General features: G+C 71.8%; 17 protein-coding genes and 1 riboswitch. Of the genes, 10 read left to right on the forward strand and 7 right to left on the reverse strand.

What is annotated here, in order from left to right; translation table 11 throughout:
• The first annotated feature begins 8 nt into the window (after positions 1–8).
• A complete protein-coding gene (locus tag DX116_RS11675; RefSeq protein WP_119705607.1) occupies positions 9–572 on the forward strand; it encodes a DinB family protein in 564 nt (187 codons plus the stop codon).
• On the opposite strand, the gene DX116_RS11680 is transcribed toward DX116_RS11675, so the two are convergent.
• Both DX116_RS11680 and DX116_RS11685 read right to left on the reverse strand, forming a co-directional pair.
• Complete coding sequence (locus DX116_RS11680; RefSeq protein WP_119704443.1) at positions 569–2,689, reverse strand: YhgE/Pip domain-containing protein; 2,121 nt, start codon at positions 2,687–2,689, stop codon at positions 569–571. The two genes, DX116_RS11675 and DX116_RS11680, sit on opposite strands and share 4 nt — an antisense overlap.
• Complete coding sequence (locus DX116_RS11685; protein ID WP_119705608.1) at positions 2,686–5,580, reverse strand: MMPL family transporter; 2,895 nt, start codon at positions 5,578–5,580, stop codon at positions 2,686–2,688. Before DX116_RS11685 ends, DX116_RS11680 begins: the two co-directional genes overlap by 4 nt.
• A gap of 76 nt (positions 5,581–5,656) precedes the next feature.
• On the opposite strand from DX116_RS11685, the gene DX116_RS11690 reads away from it, so the two are divergent.
• Positions 5,657–6,304: a TetR/AcrR family transcriptional regulator gene (locus DX116_RS11690; RefSeq protein WP_119704444.1), complete on the forward strand. Its 648-nt coding sequence runs from the start codon at positions 5,657–5,659 to the stop codon at positions 6,302–6,304.
• Here DX116_RS11690 and DX116_RS11695 read toward each other — a convergent pair.
• Both DX116_RS11695 and DX116_RS11700 read right to left on the reverse strand, forming a co-directional pair.
• Positions 6,288–6,602 carry a DMT family transporter gene (locus tag DX116_RS11695; protein WP_119704445.1) on the reverse strand — a complete coding sequence of 105 codons (315 nt, stop codon included), beginning with the start codon at positions 6,600–6,602 and terminating at the stop codon, positions 6,288–6,290. The two genes, DX116_RS11690 and DX116_RS11695, sit on opposite strands and share 17 nt — an antisense overlap.
• A gap of 10 nt (positions 6,603–6,612) precedes the next feature.
• A riboswitch (guanidine-III (ykkC-III) riboswitch) is annotated at positions 6,613–6,676 on the reverse strand.
• Positions 6,677–6,709: 33 nt separating this feature from the next.
• Positions 6,710–7,183: a GNAT family N-acetyltransferase gene (locus DX116_RS11700; RefSeq protein WP_119704446.1), complete on the reverse strand. Its 474-nt coding sequence runs from the start codon at positions 7,181–7,183 to the stop codon at positions 6,710–6,712.
• An 89-nt stretch (positions 7,184–7,272) separates the two neighbouring features.
• On the opposite strand from DX116_RS11700, the gene DX116_RS11705 reads away from it, so the two are divergent.
• Complete coding sequence (locus DX116_RS11705; RefSeq protein ID WP_119704447.1) at positions 7,273–7,668, forward strand: hypothetical protein; 396 nt, start codon at positions 7,273–7,275, stop codon at positions 7,666–7,668.
• 43 nt (positions 7,669–7,711) lie between these two features.
• Here the strand turns inward: DX116_RS11705 and DX116_RS11710 are convergent, their stop codons facing one another.
• Positions 7,712–8,314 carry a hypothetical protein gene (locus tag DX116_RS11710; RefSeq protein WP_119704448.1) on the reverse strand — a complete coding sequence of 201 codons (603 nt, stop codon included), beginning with the start codon at positions 8,312–8,314 and terminating at the stop codon, positions 7,712–7,714.
• Positions 8,315–8,349: 35 nt separating this feature from the next.
• On the opposite strand from DX116_RS11710, the gene DX116_RS11715 reads away from it, so the two are divergent.
• Complete coding sequence (locus tag DX116_RS11715) at positions 8,350–8,994, forward strand: class III extradiol ring-cleavage dioxygenase family protein (protein ID WP_119704449.1); 645 nt, start codon at positions 8,350–8,352, stop codon at positions 8,992–8,994.
• Between the two features lie 28 nt (positions 8,995–9,022).
• Here the strand turns inward: DX116_RS11715 and DX116_RS11720 are convergent, their stop codons facing one another.
• Positions 9,023–9,247, reverse strand: a complete 225-nt coding sequence (locus DX116_RS11720) for an antitoxin (RefSeq protein WP_119704450.1) — start codon at positions 9,245–9,247, stop codon at positions 9,023–9,025.
• Positions 9,248–9,326: 79 nt separating this feature from the next.
• On the opposite strand from DX116_RS11720, the gene miaA reads away from it, so the two are divergent.
• The 3 genes from miaA to hflX are packed head-to-tail and all read left to right on the forward strand — an operon-like array spanning position 9,327 to position 12,559.
• Complete coding sequence (gene miaA / locus DX116_RS11725; RefSeq protein ID WP_119704451.1) at positions 9,327–10,244, forward strand: tRNA (adenosine(37)-N6)-dimethylallyltransferase MiaA; 918 nt, start codon at positions 9,327–9,329, stop codon at positions 10,242–10,244.
• Between the two features lie 9 nt (positions 10,245–10,253).
• Positions 10,254–11,150 carry a diaminopimelate epimerase gene (gene dapF / locus DX116_RS11730; RefSeq protein WP_119704452.1) on the forward strand — a complete coding sequence of 299 codons (897 nt, stop codon included), beginning with the start codon at positions 10,254–10,256 and terminating at the stop codon, positions 11,148–11,150.
• The gene (gene hflX, locus DX116_RS11735; protein ID WP_119704453.1) at positions 11,147–12,559 is read left to right on the forward strand and encodes a GTPase HflX; all 1,413 of its coding nucleotides are present in this window, start codon (positions 11,147–11,149) and stop codon (positions 12,557–12,559) included. Before dapF ends, hflX begins: the two co-directional genes overlap by 4 nt.
• 27 nt (positions 12,560–12,586) lie before the next feature.
• Here hflX and DX116_RS11740 read toward each other — a convergent pair whose 3' ends face one another.
• On the reverse strand, positions 12,587–13,681 hold the full coding sequence (locus DX116_RS11740; protein WP_119704454.1) for an SLAC1 family transporter: 1,095 nt from the start codon (positions 13,679–13,681) through the stop codon (positions 12,587–12,589).
• A 93-nt stretch (positions 13,682–13,774) separates the two neighbouring features.
• On the opposite strand from DX116_RS11740, the gene DX116_RS11745 reads away from it, so the two are divergent.
• The 3 genes from DX116_RS11745 (at position 13,775) to DX116_RS11755 (ending at position 18,319) form a co-directional block, all read left to right on the forward strand.
• Positions 13,775–14,701: a LysR family transcriptional regulator gene (locus DX116_RS11745; protein ID WP_233556718.1), complete on the forward strand. Its 927-nt coding sequence runs from the start codon at positions 13,775–13,777 to the stop codon at positions 14,699–14,701.
• Positions 14,702–14,763: 62 nt separating this feature from the next.
• Positions 14,764–16,692 carry an ATP-dependent DNA helicase gene (locus DX116_RS11750; RefSeq protein ID WP_119704455.1) on the forward strand — a complete coding sequence of 643 codons (1,929 nt, stop codon included), beginning with the start codon at positions 14,764–14,766 and terminating at the stop codon, positions 16,690–16,692.
• A 40-nt stretch (positions 16,693–16,732) separates the two neighbouring features.
• Positions 16,733–18,319 carry a carboxypeptidase-like regulatory domain-containing protein gene (locus DX116_RS11755; protein WP_119704456.1) on the forward strand — a complete coding sequence of 529 codons (1,587 nt, stop codon included), beginning with the start codon at positions 16,733–16,735 and terminating at the stop codon, positions 18,317–18,319.
• Positions 18,320–18,384: the final 65 nt, after the last annotated feature.

Genomic DNA, 18,384 nt, shown 5'->3' on the forward strand with positions numbered 1-18,384 from the left:
ATGGGGGCATGACCGACATCAAGCAGGTGCTGCACGACCGTCTCGCCGTGATGCGATCCGCGGTGCTCGCCGCGGTCGACGGGGTGGGCGAGCACGACCTGCGGCGTCCGCTGACCCCGACCGGCACCAACCTCATCGGGTTGGTCAAGCACCTGACGGGCGTCGAGCACGGTTACTTCGGCGACTCGTTCGGACGTCCGGCCCCCGACGTCCTGCCCTGGGTGGCCGACGGCTCGGTGTGGGACGGTGCCGACATGTGGGCCACGGCGGACGAGTCGAGCGACGAGATCGTCGCGCTCTACCGCCGCGCGTGCGCCCACAGCGACGAGACGATCGCGTTGCTGGACGTCGACAGCCCCGGACGGGTGCCGCACTGGCAGGGCGACCAGGCCGACACGACGCTCGGGCACCTGCTCGTCTGGGTCGTGTCGGAGACCGCCCAGCACGCCGGCCACGCCGAGATCGTGCGCGAGCTGGTCGACGGACGCGCCGGCTCCGACACGTCGAGTGCCGGTGCCGACTGGGTGGCCCACACGGCCCGCGTGCAGGCTGCCGCCGACGCCTTCCGCTAGACCACCAGGGTCGGGTGCAGGCGGGCGATCGTGACGGTCTGCCGCCGCCGCGCCGCGATCACCGTGACAGCCAGCGCGAGTGCCGTGAACGCCCCCAGCACCACGAAGTCGCGGACCACCCCGTCCGTCCCGCCGGCGAGGGCGGCTCGCAGGCCGTGCACGGCGTAGGTCATCGGCAGCAGGTCGTGCAGCACGTTGAAGAACGGGGGAGCGGTCTCGATCGGGTAGGTGCCACCCGCGGACGTCAGCTGAAGGCTGACGAACACGAGCGCCGCGAACCGTCCGGCACCGCCGAACAGCGCCACGAACATCTGGTTGATCGCCGTGAACACGGCCCCCGTGGCCAGGGCGATGCCGATCAGCAGCAGCTGGTTGGCGGGGTCGATGCCGAGCAGCCCCTGCAGCACGGCCAGCAGCAGGACGACCTGCACCACCGACAGCACCAGCCCCGGCGCATACCCGGCGAGGGCGACGCGGACGCTGCTGGTCGTCGAGGCGATGGCCCGCGCCGACACCGGGCGCAGCAGCAGGTAGATCGCCATCGCGCCGACCCACAGCGCGAGCGAGACGAAGTACGGCGCGAGCGCCTCGCCGTAGTTCTTGACGGGGTGGACGCGGTCGGCCGCGTCCTGGATGGGCGTGGCCGCGGTCCTGGCCAGCTGCTCGCGCTCGGACGCGTTGTAGTCGGGCACCTTGTCGCTGCCATCGCGCAGGCCGTTCGTGAGCTTCAGGGCCCCTGCCGACAGCTGGTCGGCCCCGTCCTGCAGCTGCGTGCCGCCGTCGGCCAGGCGCGTCGCCCCGCCCGACAGCTCGTCGGCGCCGGCTGAGAGGCGATCGGCTCCCTTCGCCGCGTCGGCTGCTCCCTTGCGCAGCTGGCCGGTTCCCGCAGCGAGCTGGTCGGCGCCGCGGGAGGCCTGGCCGATCGCGTCGACCAGGGCCGGCACGTTGCGCGCCAGCTCGGCGTTGCCGTCGGCCACCTGGCGGGCGCCGTCGGCCAGCCGGCGGGTCTGCTGCCCGGCGGTCGAGGCCTGACCCCGCACGTCACTCACGAAGCCCTTCAGGTCGCCGGCACGCCCGGCCGCGTCCTCGATCGCCGTGCAGTCGAGGCCGGCCGGCTCGCCCGCACGACACTGGTCGGCGAGCGTGCGCAACGTCGCGGCGAGCCTGTCGATGTCGGCGTCGGCGTTTCCGGTGGTGTCGAGGATGCGCTGCGAGAAGCCCTGCACCAGCTGGTCGACCTGTGCCGTGCCGTCGGCCACCTGGCGCGAGCCGTCAGCGAGGCGCCGGGTGTCGCGCGGCAGCGTCGACGTGCGCGACTGCAGCTGCGAGAGACCGCCCGAGAGCTTCTTGGCGCCGTCGTCGAGGTCGCCGGCGCCGTCGGCGAGTCGACGGTTGCCGTCGGCGAGGGTGCCCGCACCGTCGGCCAACGTCCCGGCACCCTGCGCCAGGGTGCCGGCGCCGTCAGCCAGGTCGCCGGCGCCCGCGGACAGCTTGCCCGATCCGTCGGCCAGGTCGGACGAGCCCCGCGCGGCCTCGTCCAGCGACGACTTGATGTCGGAGAACCCGAGGTAGACGTTGTCGAGGTAGGTCTCGGTGACCTGGGCGTTGAGAGCACCCTTCGCCGCCTGCAGGATCGTCTCGGCGATCGTGCCGTTGATGTAGTTGACGGCGTCGTCGGTCTGCAGGTCGAGCTTGCCCTGCACCGCGGCGGCCGGGTCGCCGTTGGTGGAGGTGGCCGCGGCGGAGAGGTTCTCCGGGATGGTCAGCACGGCCTTGTAGTGGCCGTCGGCGAGCCCGCGCTGCGCATCCGCGGCGTCGGTCAGCACCCAGTCGTAGTTGTCGTCGTCATCGTTGCTGACCAGGTTGCCGGCCAGCTGCCGGCCCACGGCGACGGGCTGCTTCGTGCCGTCGGGGCCCGTGACCTCGACCAGCTTGTCCTGGTTGACCACGGCGGCGCGCACGTGGTCGAGGCGACCGGTGGGGTCGAGATTGGCCCAGACGTACATCGCGCCGTAGAACAGCGGCACCAGCGTGACCGCGACGATCGCCGCACGGGTCAGCCGGCTGCGGCGGAAGCGGGCGAGCTCGAACCAGGGGAGGGTGGGCGAGGGGATCATGGCAGCATCAGCTCGAGGAGGGTCTGGTGGGTGTCGAGCTCCAGGTGGTGGAGCCGTTCGGACGGGACGCGGTCGGTCGGGGAGGGTGCTGACGAGGCGGCCTGCACGGTGGCCACCAGCGTGACGTCGCGATCGGCCAGCAGCAGGGAGAGCGCCGACCACAGCAGCGCGACGTGCTCGGCGGCGCGCAGGTCGTCGGCGTCGTCGAGCGCGACGATGCGCGGGGCGTCGGTCAGGGCCAGCACGACGCCCAGCAGCTTGCGCTCGAGCCGTGTCAGGGTGGAGACGAGGGCGGCGCCGTCGATCGGCTCGAACGGCAGGCCGGCCTCGTCGTGGGCGTGCCGGAGGGCGTCGTTGAGCTCGTCGATCACGGGGGAGACCCGCCGGCGGCTGACCCACAGGCCGAACGACGCGATCGAGAGTCGTTCGGCGACGTGCTGCTCGACGCTGAGGTTGTCCTCGAGGTCGTTGAGGCCCGGTATCTCGGTGAGCGCCACCGAGTGCCGCACGGCGCGCGCCTCCTGCGGCAGCAGGTGCCCGTCCACCCGCAGGCGCCCGGAGTCGAAGCCCATGCGCCCCGCGAAGGTCAGCAGCAGAGCGGTCTTGCCCGCACCGGTCGGGCCGTGCACCACCAGCCAGTGCCCGTGCTCGACGTCGACCGACACGTCGTTGAGCATCGGGCCGTCAGGGCCTTCGGTCGTCACGGATGCGGCCGTGATCGCGGCGGTCGACCCCCGCTGGGGCCAGGCCTCGAGCTCGACACGACGGTGCAGGCCCTCGCCCTCGACGTCGACGTGCGGCAGGCGACGGTCGAGCCAGCTGGGCAGGGCCCAGGCGCGATGGCCGAACAGCTGCATCACGGCCGGCGCGAACAGCATCCGCACCAGGAAGGCGTCGACGAACACCCCGATGGCCAGGGCGAACGCGATCGGCTTGATGTTGGGATCGCCCTCGGGCACGAAGGCGGCGAAGACCGCCAGCATGATGACCGCAGCGGCCGTGACGACCCGCGAGCTGCCCACGAAGCCGTCGGCGATCGCCCGATGGGCGTCGTGGGTGCGGGTGTACTCCTCCTTCATGCGCGCCATGAGGAACACCTCGTAGTCCATCGACAGCCCGAACAGCACGGCCATCAGGATGATCGGCAGGAAGCTGATGAGGGGGCCGGTCTGGTCGAGGTGCACGACGTCCATCAGCCATCCCCACTGGAACACCGCGACCACGGCGCCGAACGAGGCTCCCGTCGACAGGATGAAGCCCAGCGTCGCCTTGAGCGGCACCACCAGCGACCTGAACACGATCAGCAGCAGCAGCACCGACAGGCCGACCACGACGACGCCGAACGGCAGCAGGGCCTCCTGCAGTCGATCGGACACGTCGATGCCGCCGGCCGTCAGACCGGTGACGGCGACGGGGACGTCGTACTGCCGGGTCCACTGGGGCTCGCGGTCGCGGATCGCGCGGACGAGCTTGGCGGTGCGCTCGTCGGTCGGCCCGGTGGTCGGGATGACCTGGACGATGCCGGTGTCACCCGTGCGGTTGGGCGTCGCCAGGCCGATCGCCGCGACGCCCGGCATGGTGCGCAGGTCGGCGGCGATCCCGTCGACCACGCCCACGGGGTCGGTCGTCGAGATGATGTCGATGCTGACGAGCAGCGCGCCGTTGTAGCCGGGTCCGAAGTGCTCGTCGACCAGGTCGTAGGCCGTGCGCTGCGTGCTGCCGGCGGGTGCTGTCCCGTTGTCGGGCAGGGCCAGCTGGAGGTCCTTCGCGGGCACCGTCATGACGGCCAGCCCGGCGACGACGATGACGATCGCGATCAGCGGGAACCGCGTCGTGATCGCGACCCAGCGGCGCGAGAAGCTGCCCGGAGGAGCGTCCCGGCGAGGAGTGAGGCGGGCCCCGGCCCGCCCGAGCAGCGCGGGCAGCACGGTGAGCGCGACGGCCACCGCGACGACGACCGACAGGGCGGCGACCGCGCCCATGATCGTCAGGAACGGGATGCGGGCGATCGACAGGCCCAGCAGCGCGATGACGACGGTGACGCCGGCGAACACGACGGCCGAGCCCGCGGTGGCCACCGACCGTGCCGCGGCCTCCTCGGGCTCGAGCCCGTCCGCGAGCAGCTCGCGATGCCTCGAGACGATGAACAGCGCGTAGTCGATGCCGACCGCCAGGCCGATCATCAGCGCCAGCAGGGGAGCGGTCGCCGAGATCGTCGCGTAGCCCGTCAGCGCGAAGGTGATGCCGATCGTCACCATGACGCCCAGCAGTGCCGTGACGATCGGCATCACGGCGGCCCGCAACGAGCGGAACATCAGCATGAGCACGATGAAGGCGACGACCACGCCCACGACCTCGGTGATGGACAGCTGCGGCCCGGTGCTCGTGAACACGTCGCCGCCGAACGCCATCGTGTAGCCGGCGGACCTCAGCGCGTCGCCGGTGCGGACGAGCTGCTGACGCTCGGCGTCGGTCACATCGGTCAGCTCGCGGTCGAACTGCACCTGCACCTGCAGGGCGCGCCGGTCGGGCGAGATGCCGATCGTGTTGCCCTCGTCGTAGGGCGAGACGACCTCGCTCACGCCCTCGACCTTCTTCATGCCCGCGACGGCGTCGTCGACGAGCCGCTTGGTTGCCGGCTCGTCGACGGTGCGACCGCGGTCGGCCACGACTAGGTAGGCGGAGGTGCCGCTCAGCTCGGGGAAGGTGCGACCCAGCGAGTCGATGGCCTCCTGCGACTCGGTGCCCGGGATGTCGAAGGAGTTCTTGGTGCCACCGCCGAGCCCCGCCGCGGCGATGCCGACCGCGAGCAGCACCAGCAGCCAGGCGGCGATGACGCGACGTGGGTGGCGGAAGGCCCAGCGACCGAGGGCGTACAGGGAGTTCGACACGTCCACGACGATACGTTTGTGTATTGGATGCGTCAATGTATCGAGTATGCTCTGTGCGTCACAGAGGGGAGACCAGATGCCCGAGCCCGAAACACAGCCCGCGGTGCGCCGACGGTCGGCGACGCGCGAGCGACTGCTCGAGGCGACCCGCGAGGTGCTGGCCCGCGAGGGCATCCAAGGGGCCTCGGTCGAGCACATCTGCGAGCAGGCCGGCTTCACCCGCGGGGCGTTCTACTCCAACTTCTCGAGCAAGGACGACCTGCTGCTCGCGCTGTACCACCGTGAGCGCGACCGGATGTTCGACAGCATGCGTGCCGCGACCGTCCCCGACGGCTACCTCGGGCGGGCACCCGTCGAGGCGATCGGCGTCATCATCGAACGCTTCCTGAGCCTTCAGTCGGTCGACCGCGTCGGTCTGCTCGTGCACCTCGAGTTCGCCATCCGTGGTGTGCGAGGCGACGAGGTGGGGCAGGAGTTCAACGCATCCTGGCGCGAGCTGAAGGACGAGCTGGTGTCACTCATGACCCTGATCGTCACCGAGCTCGGCCGCGAGTTCACGATCGATCCCCGCCACGCCGCCACGGTGCTGGCCGGCACCTACGACGAGGCGCTGCGCGAGGCGGTCACCGAAGGTCACGAGATCGACGCCGAGCTGCTGCACGCGACGCTGCCGATGCTGCTCCTGGCCGCCACCCGGCCGCTGGAGGCTAGTGCAAGAGCTTGAGGCCGGCCACCGACGCCACGATGCCGCCGATCAGCAGCACCTTGACGATCGACGCCGACTCCTCGCCGGTCACCATCGCGTAGGTCACCGTCAGCGCGGCACCGATGCCGACCCACACCGCGTACGACGTGCCGACCGGCAGCTCGCGCATCGCGTACGCGAGCCCGGCCATGCTGAGCGTCACCGAGACGGCGAAGACCACTGACGGCACGAGGCGCGTGAAGCCTTCGGAGCGGCCGAGCGCCGTGGCCCACACGGCCTCGAGCACGCCGGAGAGGGCGAGGATCAACCAGGACATGTCATGCTCCCTGGCGCCGTCTTGTCGCTGACCGGGTACGGCACCGCTCGTCCGGGAGCCCATCGGGGCTCTGCGCCCAGGATCTCACACCGGCGCTCGGGAGACGGTCAGGTGTCGAGGCGACGCACGAGTCGAGCCTCCGTCCGCCCGTCGTCGGTCTGCTGCCTGTGATCGGTACGGGTCCACCCGGCGCGTTCGTAGGTGGTGACGGCTCGTTCGTTCTCGGCGATGACCCACAGCGCGAGATGCGCGTGCCCGGTCGAACGAGCGTGGTCGTCGACGGCTCGGAGCAGTCGTGAGGCGACGCCTGCGCTCCACGAACCCGGGTCGACGGCCAGGTAGAACACCTCGAGCGCCCGCTGCTGCGGGGCCACGAGCGCGAACCCGACTGCTGTGTCGTTCTGCCACGCCGTCAACAGCGTCGCCCCGTCGAGCGCCAGGCGCCGCTGGATGCCGGGCAGAGTGTCGGCGACGTCGCGCACGTCCCTGTCGTCCCTTCGTGCCGTGGCCCGCGCCCAGATGGCCGCGGCCTGACGTTCCGCGTGCTTGCCGGCGCACGTCCTCACGGTCACGTCGGTCATGCGTCCACCCTGCCACTCCGGCACCACGGAACGACCAGGGTGCGACGATGGTTCTTGGCCAGCGAGGCGCGAGTCGGAAGCGGTGGACGATGGATCCGGTGTTCGTCATCACGGTCGACGGCGACGTGCAGCTCTACGGCACGCCGGCTCGTGCCGAGACCGCGATCGAGGGCCACGACGTGCGCGACGGAGAGTACGGCGGCGACCTCGGCGGTCTGTTCAGCGTGGACGGCGAGATCCTGGAGTTCGCAACGACGGACGGACAGGTGCGAGATCCCGTGCGGATCGAGCGCACCGGACGATTCGAGCGCGACGCCCTGGTGGCGCGACTGACGCGGCTTGCCGATCGCAACCGGTACGAAGGCGACCCGGATCCTCGTGTGGTCGCGAACCAGATCTTCGTGAGCTACTGGAGTCTTCGACGGATCCGGTGGCCCAGGTGGCTCGACCGTCGCGTGAACGGCGACGGTCCACCGCGAGTGTGAGGGGCGCGGCGAGACGGCAAGGCCACGGACCATGACATGCCGGTCACGCCTCGCTCCGCTCGTCGGCCGACGCGATCGCCGTCGGCACGGGGCACACCGGGTCGCCGGGCCAGACGTCGTCCATGCGATCGGTCAGGGGAGCGCCATCGGCGTCGAGGGGCACCTCGAGGACGGCGTTCGGGTCGCGCAACAGCTCGGCGGCCAGCACCTCACGTGCCCCGACGAGACGGTCCCAGTCACGTAGCCATCGCTCGGCGGGACGATCCGCACGGATGGCGCTGGGGGCGTCGTCGCGGATGGAGCCGAGCATGATGCGGATGGCCCGGTCCTGGTCGCGGATCGCGTCGGACCGGCGCTGAGCCGTCCCGGTGACGGGCAGCGACGCGACGGTCGACGTCATGAGCGCGCAGTGAGCGGCGATGACGCTGGTGAGGCGGTCGTCGTCGATGGTCGTGGGGGAGTCGCCGGAGTCGGAGCTCGCGAGCACGACCACGAGCACGCCGCTGGCGAGCAGACCGACCACGCCGACGGCGCCGGCGAGCCACCGCCAGCCCGTCGACACGACCGGCGGATCGAACTGCCAGGTGTTGCGCTCGGGCGGGTACGTGCCGCTCGTCGCGGCGTCGAGTCCCTCAGCGTCGCGCACGGTGACATCGTGCCACGCCGGGTACCGTTCGACGCGTGATCCGCGCCGCCGTCTGCCCGCACCCGCCGCTCCTGGTGCCGGAGGTCGCACCGGGCACGCTCGACGAGCTGGGCGGCCTGAGGGTCGCCTGCGCCGCCGCCGTTGCCGCCCTCGTGGCGAGCGCCCCGAGGCGCATCGTGGTGGTCGGCGCCGGCGACCTCGACCACGACGTCGACGAGATGGCCGGCGGCACCCTGGCCGGCTTCGGCGCCGACGTCCGTGCCGGGGGTGCCGACCTCGTGCTGCCGCTCAGCCTGACGATCGGCGCGTGGCTGCTCGATGCGGCTGGCTGGGCCGGGCCCCGCACCTACTCGACCGGACGTCCGCAGGTCGACGACGGCGCGACGCTGCTGGTGATGGCCGACGGCAGCACCACTCGCTCGGAGAAGGCCCCAGGGTTCCTCGACGAGCGCGCCGAGCCGTTCGATGCGGCTGTCGCTGCTGCGCTGGCCTCCGGCGACGCGGACGCGCTGGCGGCGCTCGACCCCGTGCTCGGCGCGGAGCTGGGATGCACCGGCGTGCCCGCCCTGCGGGTGCTGGGCGAGCTGGCGAGGGGCGCCTCCGTCGCGGCGCACCTGCGCTACGACGGGGCGCCCCTCGGTGTCGGCTACTTCGTGGCCGACTGGACGCCGTCGGCCTGACCGTCTGCGCGGCCGGCTGACCGACGAGCTAGGGCTTCTCGCGACGCTCGTCGGCGAGCTTGTCGGCCGCGTCCTTGGCCTTGCCCGCGGCGCCGTCGATCTTGGCGTCGTACTTGCCCTTGGTCGCCTTGCTGGCCAGGCCGGCGGCCTTGTCGATGCCCTGGTCGATCTTCTCGTTCTGGGTGGCGGCGAGCTCGGCGGCCTTCTCCTTGAGCTCGGGAGCCTTCTTCTTCAGCTTGTCGAGAAAACTCATGGTGTGCTCCTCGTGTCGGTGGCTGCGGGGAGCACGACCGCTCCCTCGTGCTGATCAGGCTACTGGGACGATGGGAGGTATGTCCGTCCAACAATCCGTCGTCGCCGTGGTCGGACCCACCGCCTCGGGCAAGTCGTCGCTGGCCGTGCGCATCGCGCAGCGGCTCGGCGCGGCCGAGGTCGTCAACGTCGACTCGATGCAGCTCTACCGGGGCATGGACATCGGCACCGCCAAGCCGGACGCTGCCGAGCGCGCGGTCGTCCCGCACCACCTGTTCGACGTCCTCGACGTCACCGACACCGCGAGCGTCGCCGAGTTCCAGCAGCAGGCGCGCGCGGTCGTCGCAGACTGCCACGCCCGCGGCGTCACGCCCGTGCTGGTCGGCGGGTCGGCGCTGTACGTGCGCGCCGTCATCGACCGCCTCGACTTCCCGGGCACCGACCCGGACGTCCGCCAGCGCTGGGCCGACGAGCTGGCCCGGCGTGGCAGCCAGGCCCTGCACGACGAGCTGGCACGGCGCGACCCGGCGGCGGCCGCGCAGATCCTGCCGTCCAACAACCGCCGGATCGTCCGCGCGCTCGAGGTCGGCGAGCTGACGGGCCAGCCGTTCGTCGCCACGATGCCGCCCCTCGAGTCGATCTACGGCGACCTCGCGATGCTCGGGCTCGACGTGCCGCGCGACGTCCTCGAGCAGCGCCTGTCCGACCGGGTCGACCAGATGTGGGCCGATGGCTTCGTGCAGGAGGTGCGGTCGCTGCTGCCTGCCGGCATCGAGGCCAGTCGCACGGCGTCGCGTGCCTTGGGGTACCAGCAGATCCTGGCGTTCCTGCGCGGCGAGATCAGCGAGGACGAAGCGCGTGAGCAGACCGTCACGGGCACGCGCAAGTTCGCCCGCCGGCAGGACCGGCTGTTCCGCAAGGACCCGCGCATCCACTGGCTGCCGCACGACGCCGACGACCTGCTCGAGCGAGCCGTGAGCGTCGTCCTGTCGCAGTAAGGTGGGGCCATGACGTTCGCATGGCTCAAGGGGCACGGCACCGAGAACGACTTCGTGCTGCTCCCCGACCATGACGGCACGGTCCACGGTGATCTCGACGGCGCCTTCGTGGCCGCTCTGTGCCACCGGCGGCGCGGCATCGGGGCCGACGGCGTGCTGCGGGTCATCCGCACCGAGGCGCTGCGGCGCCGCGAGCCCGGCATCGACTCGGCCGCCGAGTGGTTCATGGACTACCGCAACGCCGACGGCTCGATCAGCGAGATGTGCGGCAACGGCACGCGCGTGTTCGCGCTGCACCTGGCGCAGGAAGGCCTCGTCGACGCCACCCGGCCGTTCGCCATCGGCACCCGCGACGGCGACAAGCCGATGTCCTTTCGACAGGCTCAAGGGGCGGGGCGGTCGGCTCAAGGGGCGGGGCGGTCGGCTCAAGGGGCGGGGCTCGGTGATGCGATCAGCGTCGACATGGGGGTCCCTCAGGTGCGCGACGTCTCGAAGGTCACCGCCGCCGGAAATACGTGGGAGGCGCAGGACGTTCGTACAGGTAACCCCCACGCCGTGGCCTTCGTCGACCGGCTGGACGAGGTCGGCCCGTTGCTGACCGAGCCCGACTACGACCAGGCCGTGTACCCCGACGGCGTCAACATCGAGTTCGTCGTCCGCGAGGGCGAGCGTCACGTGGCGATGCGCGTGCACGAGCGCGGTGCGGGGGAGACGCGCTCGTGCGGCACCGGTGCCTGTGCGGTGGCCGTGGCCACCGCGGTGGCCGATGGTGCCGAGCGACCGGTCACCTACCGGGTCGACGTCCCCGGCGGCACGCTGCACGTGACGTACGACGCCGACGACCACATCACACTCACCGGCCCTGCCGAGATCATCGCCCGGGGCACCATGGATTGGACTGCATGACCGACACTTCGACAGGCTCAGTGGGCGGAGCGACCGACCAGCCGCAGGGCACCGAGGGGCTCGACCTCGAGGAGCGCCACTCGCTGCGCCGCGTCGTCAACCTGCGCACCGAGCTCGAGGACATCACCGAGGTCGAGTACCGGCAGCTGCGACTCGAGCGGGTCGTCCTGGTCGGCGTCTGGACCGAGGGCACCGTCGAGGACGCCGAGAACTCGATGGCCGAGCTCAAGCTGCTGGCCGAGACCGCCGGCTCCGAGGTGCTCGACGCGCTGATCCAGCGCCGCCAGAAGCCAGACCCCGCCACCTACATCGGCTCGGGCAAGGTCGAGGACCTCCGCGCCACGGTCGAGGCCACCGGCGCCGACACCATCATCTGTGACGGCGCCCTGGCGCCCAGCCAGCTGCGCAACCTCGAGGACAAGTGCAAGGTCAAGGTCGTCGACCGCACGGCCCTGATCCTCGACATCTTCGCCCAGCACGCCAAGAGCAAGGAGGGCAAGGCGCAGGTCGAGCTCGCCCAGCTGCAGTACCAGACGCAGCGCCTGCGCGGCTGGGGCGGCAACCTCTCGCGCCAGGCCGGTGGTCAGGCCGCGGGCGGCGAGGGCATCGGCGGACGCGGTCCGGGTGAGACCAAGCTCGAGACCGACCGCCGTCGCATCCAGATGAAGATGACCAAGCTGCGCCGCGAGCTCAAGGAGCTGGGCAAGGCCCGCGAGACCAAGAAGGGCAACCGTCAGCGCCACGAGATCCCGTCGGTGTCGATCGCGGGCTACACCAACGCCGGCAAGTCGAGCCTGCTCAACCGGCTCACCGATGCCGGGGTGCTCGTCGAGAACGCCCTGTTCGCGACGCTCGACCCCACCACGCGGCGTACCCAGACGTCCGACGGTCGCGTCTACACGCTGTCCGACACGGTCGGCCTGGTGCGCAACCTGCCCCACCAGCTCGTCGAGGCCTTCCGGTCGACGCTCGAGGAGGTCGCCGAGTCCGACCTGATCCTGCACGTCGTCGACGGTTCCGACCCCGACCCCGAGGGCCAGATCGCGGCCGTGCGCCAGGTGATCCTCGAGGCGGGGGCCGCCGAGGTGCCCGAGATCATCGTGATCAACAAGGTCGACGCGGCCGACCCGCTGGTCGTCAAGCAGCTGCTGGTGCGCGAGCCGCACGCCGTCGTCGTCAGCGCCCACACGGGCGAGGGCATCGACGAGCTGCTCAGCGCGATCGAGGCCGACCTGCCGCAGCCGTCGAGCCGCATCGACGTCGTGCTGCCGTACGCGCGGGGCGACCTGCTCAACCAGATCCACACGCAGGGCGAGATCGAGTCGCTCGACCACGAGGGCGATGGCACGCACGTCGTCGCCCGGGTCAACGGCGCGCTGGCCAGCGAGCTGGAGCCCTTCGCCGTCTGAACGGGTCGTGATCTCGCGCCGGGCCGGTCACCGACCGCCCAGCAGCGTGCCGGTGGCCAGGCCGGTGGCCGTCCGTGCGGCGACGACGACCCAGACAGTCACGAGCGCGATCAGCAGGGCGCCCGCGACGTGCGCGAGCACGAGCGATCCGGTGGCCGTCGCCACCGCCGACATGCCGGTCACCACGGTCCCGAGCGGAAACGTGAACGACCACCACGTGAGGGCGAACGGCAGGCCGGCGCGCGCCGTTCGAGCGGTCACCACCGTCGCGACGACGAGCCAGACGAGCGCGGCGGCCAGCACCGGCACGCCGTATGCGAGCGCCACCGTGCGCCACGGACCGCCGGCCTGCTCGCCCAGGGCGTGCGCGGCGGTCACGCTCTGCCCCACCGGGCCCAGCACGATGAAGAGGGTCGGCACGGACGTCGCGGGACCCAGGTGGGCGCGGAGCGTCCGGCCGACGACGACCGCCAGCAGCGGAGCGCTCGCGACACCGGCAGCGACGAACAGCGCGAAGCAGACCCCGATCATCCAGTCCCTGTGGTCGGGCGCCAGGTGGGGGACGAGCAGGGCGCCCGTCGTGGCGCTGACCATGGGCGGCACGACCGGCATCAGCCAGCCGCCGAACGCCGGTCCGTCGTACCGGTCCGCGCCGCTCCAGGTGCGGCGCGGGATCGTGAGCAGCGTCCAGACGCCCAGGGCGCTGCCGGACGACCACAGGACGGCGTCGAGGGCGAGCGCTGGACCGGCACCGATGAGGTCGGTGCCGACCAGCAGGCTCCCGGCGCCGACGGTCATGAGGGCCATGGCGGGAGCACCGTAGAAGTGGCTCGTCACGGGATCGTCGAGGTGGCCGCGTGCCGTGAGCGGGTGCACCAACCACTGCGCGAGGGAGGCGACGGTGACAGCGAGCAGCAGCGCGGCGGCGAGCAGCCACACGCCCGCGGCGACGGCACGCGCAGCGGCAGGGTCGACGGGCAGGGCGCCGGTCGGCAGGGTGACGGTCGCCGTGGCCACGATGCCGGTGCCCATGACCCACGTGAACCAATGGGGCCCGACGTGCTCGAGGACGCCGGGGCCCGCGCTCGTGACGGTCGGCGGTGCGGTGGTCCGGGTGGTCATGCCTCCACGGTGGCCGACGTCGGGAGGACCGGGTAGACGGCAGATGCACGTGCATCCACAGGCCGACCCTGTGGGCGGCGTAGCGTGGGGGCTGTGTCCCTGAGCCCCCACCTGCCGGACGTGTCGGCCCTCGCGCTGCTCGTCGAGGTCGCGCGCCTCGGAAGCATCGGTGCTGCGGCCCGGGCGCAGGGCACGACGCAGCAGGCGGCGTCCGAGCGGCTGCGGTCGCTCGAGACCCAGGTCGGCTTCTCGGTGCTGCAGCGCGGACCCCGTGGCTCGACGCTGACGGCGTCCGGAACCGTGCTGGTGGGCTGGGCCTCTCGCCTGCTCGAGGTCGCCGAGGAGGTCGACGGAGCGATCTCGACGCTGCGCGACGACAGCGGCCGAGAGCTGCACGTGGCCGCCAGCATGACGATCGCCGAGCACCTGGTGCCGCGGTGGCTGGTCCTCCTGAGGCAGCGGCAGGTGCGCGAGGGCGTGACGCCGACGACCGTGAGCCTGCAGGCGGCCAACAGCCGCGCCGTCGTCGAGGCCGTCGTCGACGGTCGCGCGGACGTCGGGTTCGTCGAGGGCAGCGCGACACCCCGGTCGCTGGCCTCGCTCGACCTGGGCGGCGACGAGCTGGTGCTCGTCGTCGGCCCGACGTCCCCGCTGGCCGCGGCTCGCCGTCCGTTGTCGCCGCACCAGGTGGCCGAGCTGGTGCTGACCAGCCGCGAGCCCGGCTCGGGCACCCGCGACGTCGTCGAGCAGGCGCTGGCTGGGCACGGTCTGTCGATGGCGCCGCCGGAGGCCGAGCTCACGACGTCGTCGGCCGTGCGGTCGTCGGTGCGCGCCGGGGGAGCGCCGGCCTTCCTCAGCTCGCTGGTCGTCGAGGGTGATCTCGCGACGGGCGACCTCGTGGTGGTGGCGACCGAGGGGCTCGACCTGCGCCGCACGTTCAGGGCGGTCTGGAACGGCCGCGCAGCACCACCGGCCGGGCCCGTGCGCGAGCTGCTCGGCCTCGCGACCGTCGGGTCGTGACCGGTCCAACCGGTTGTGGACGGCCTGATCGGCGCCGCCGGTCGGCCGGATAGCCTTCGGGGATGCCCTCGATCCGCGACGTCCTCCACGCCGCCGTCGAGGCCGTCGGCGGCGAAGACCGTCCTGGCCAGATCGAGATGGCCGAGGCCGTCGAGCACGCCCTCGACAGCGGCGAGCACCTGCTCGTGCAGGCCGGCACCGGCACCGGCAAGTCGCTGGGCTACCTGGTGCCCAGCCTGCTGCACGGCAAGCGGGTCGTCGTGGCCACGGCCACGCTCAACCTGCAGCACCAGCTGGTCGAGCGCGACATCCCGGCACTGAAGGACGCAGCCCGCAAGACCCTCGACAAGGTGCCCCACCACGCAGTCGTCAAGGGCCGCGGCAACTACGCCTGCCTGCACCGCGTCCGCGAGGGTGCGCCCGACGACCAGGGCACGCTCGTCGAGATCCCCGACGGGTCGCTCGGCGCCGAGGTCGTCGAGCTGCGCGAGTGGGCCGAGGAGCAGGCCAAGGGCGGCCACACGGGTGACCGCGACTCCGCCCCGGCGCACAACGAGCGGGCGTGGCGGCAGGTCAGCGTCAACCACCGTGAGTGCCTGGGCGCCTCGCGGTGTGCCCACGCGCTCGAGTGCTTCGCCGAGCTGGCCCGCGAGGACGCCCAGACCGCCCAGGTCGTCGTCACGAACCACGCCCTGCTCGCGATCGACGCCATCGACGGCGTGCCGATGCTGCCCGAGTACGACGCCGTGGTCGTCGACGAGGCGCACGAGCTCGCGGCCCGCGTCACGCAGGCCTCGACCGACGAGCTCGACCCGGTCATCGTCGAGCGCGCGGCGCGTCGTGCCCGTGCACGCATCAGCTCAGGCGAGGGCGACGACCTCACCGACGCCTCCGACGCGCTCGCCGACATCCTCGCGCGCACCGAGGCCGGACGCATCGACGAGCTGCCGCAGCCGCTGCACGCCGTGCTCGCCCTCGTGCGCGACAGCGCACGCTCGTGCCTCTCGGCCTTTCCGAAGGAGGACAAGAGCGAGCCCGACGCCGCCCTGCAGCAGGCGCGCGGCATGGTCGACGACGTCCGCAAGATCGCCGAGCGCATGGCCGCCAAGATCGAGACCGACGTGCTCTGGATCAGCGACAACCGCGGCAACAAGCAGCTGCACATCGCGCCGATCGACGTGTCGGGAGCCCTGCGCGACAAGCTCTTCGGCGACAAGACCGTCGTGCTCACCAGCGCGACGCTCAAGCTCGGCGGCGGCTTCGAGCCCGTCGCACGCTCGCTCGGGCTGTGGGGCGACGACCCGCCCTGGACGTCCCTCGACGTCGGCTCGCCGTTCGACTACGGCAAGCAGGGGATGCTCTACGTCGCACGGCACCTGCCGGCGCCCGGTCGCGACGGCCTCGAAGAGGCGCAGATCGCCGAGATCACCGACCTGATCGAGGCCGCCGGCGGTCGGACCCTCGGCCTGTTCTCGTCACGCCGTGGGGCGGAGAAGGCCGCCGAAGAGGTGCGCGAGCGGCTGCCCGACCTCGACATCTGGTGCCAGGGCGACGCCCAGCTGCCCGAGCTGGCCCGGCGCTTCGCCGAGACGCCCAGCTCGTGCCTGTTCGGCACCCTCAGCCTGTGGCAGGGCGTCGACCTGCCGGGCGACACCTGCCAGCTGGTCATCATCGACCGCATCCCGTTCCCGCGGCCCGACGACCCGCTCATGAGCGCGCGCCAGCGCCTGGTCGAGAAGCGCGGCGGCAACGGGTTCATGACCGTCGCCGCCCAGCACGCCGCGCTGCTGCTCGCGCAGGGCACCGGGAGACTCATCCGGCGCAGCACCGACCGCGGGGTCGTGGCCGTCCTCGACCCGCGGGTCGTCACGGCGCGGTACGGCTCGTTCCTGACCGCGTCGATGCCCGACATGTGGCGCACGACCGATCGCGACACCGCTCTGGCGGCGCTCCGGCGGCTCGATCAGTCCGCCCGTGGCACATCCGGCTGATATTCTCATCAGGCTGTCCACCTAGACCCCCGGGGATTCCATGAAGTTTCGCGTCGCTCTGCTCGTGCCTGCCGTGGGGGCTCTGGTCGCCGGGCTGCTGGTCGCCTCGCCCGCCGAGGCCGCCAGGTCACAGGTCATCACCGGCACCATCACCGGACCGGGCGGCGCCGGCAGCGTCGGACCCATCCGCGTCGACCTCGTCGAGGTCGTGCGTGGCGGCAACACCAAGGTCGTCCGCTCCGCCACCGGGCTCGCCGACGGCGGCTCGTACTCGTTCACGGTGTCGCTGAACGGCAAGAAGAAGCGCAACAAGGCCTCCAAGCCCTACCGTCTGCGCATCTCGGCGCCGGCGGCGACCGGTGGCTCGCGATCGTGGTACTGGCGCGGCCGCAACGGCGCCCCGGCCGGCGGCGGGCGCCACATGCGCGACGCCTCGGTCGTCACGGCCACCAAGGGCGGCGCCTTCCGCGCCGACTTCCGCTACTCCTCGATCTCCGGCACTGCCCCCCAGGGCGCCCAGATCACCGTGGCCGGCGCGCCCGCTACCTACAAGGGCGGACGCGACGCGCGCCGCGAGCTCGACATGCCCGGCTGCGCCAACGTCTTCGCCACCAGCACGGTCACCAACGGCACCTACCGCGCCGACTTCCTGCCTTACCTGCCGGGCGACAAGCGCTACATGGTCGCGGTGCGCGTCGGCAGCGACGAGCGCTGGAACAACACGTACGGCAGCTGCTTCGACGTCCAGGACTACCGCTACTCGCGCAACAACATGCTCGCGCTCGAGCCGGCCGGGCTGACCTACCCGGTCACCGCCGGCGCGACCGGCAACACGCTGGTCGTCGGCGGCAAGTTCACGGGCTTCAAGGCCACGGCCCAGGGCGACCGCTGGGTGAGCCTGCGCGAGGCACAGCCGGCCGTGGCCATCCTCGACTCGCCCGTCGTCGCCGAGAAGAGGCTCGAGGCCACCGGCACGACGACCTTCGGAGACCTGCCCCCGGGCCGCTACTACGTCGAGCTGGGTCGTCGCACGGGCTGCGCCGACTGGTACCCGAGCCGCTACTCCAACAACAACACGTACTTCAAGGGTCTCGACCGCAGCGCCGAGCGGTGGAAGACCTTCCCGTACCTCAGCAAGCTGCAGGGCAACCGCAAGTCTGGCCTCGAGCGCAGGGCGCGCGAGGTCCAGCCCAACCCGGCGACCGACGCTGCCCAGGGCAAGCGTCCCGGCGGTGCGGCCGGCTGGATGTACCGCACCCACTGCAAGGCGCTCGGCTACGGCCGGGTCTCGACGATCGACATCGCCGGCACCGGTACGAGCAACCGCATCTCGCTGCGCTCCAAGCGCGGTGCAGTGGTCAAGGGTCACGTCAGCCGGGCCAAGGGGCGCACCAACAAGGAGATGCTGGTGACGCTGTCGTCCACCGACGGCAAGCGGGTGCTGCGCACCGACCTGACCGACGGCGGCGGCAACTTCTACGTCGCTGGCCTTGCTCCGGGTCGCTACAAGATCTCGGTGAACGCCGACTCGTGGCGCGGCATCGGCAAGAAGTTCAAGGGCAGGCAGTTCATCACGGTCAAGGCCGGTCGCACGCGCAACGCGGGCAACCTGCGCTTCACCGACTGAGCCCACGATTCGTCCCCCGAGACACGCCTTCGGTACAGTGAGACGCTGTCTGCCATCGACGTTTC

It is taken from the genome of Aeromicrobium endophyticum (assembly GCF_003586285.1).
Classification (GTDB): Bacteria; Actinomycetota; Actinomycetes; order Propionibacteriales; family Nocardioidaceae; genus Aeromicrobium; species Aeromicrobium endophyticum.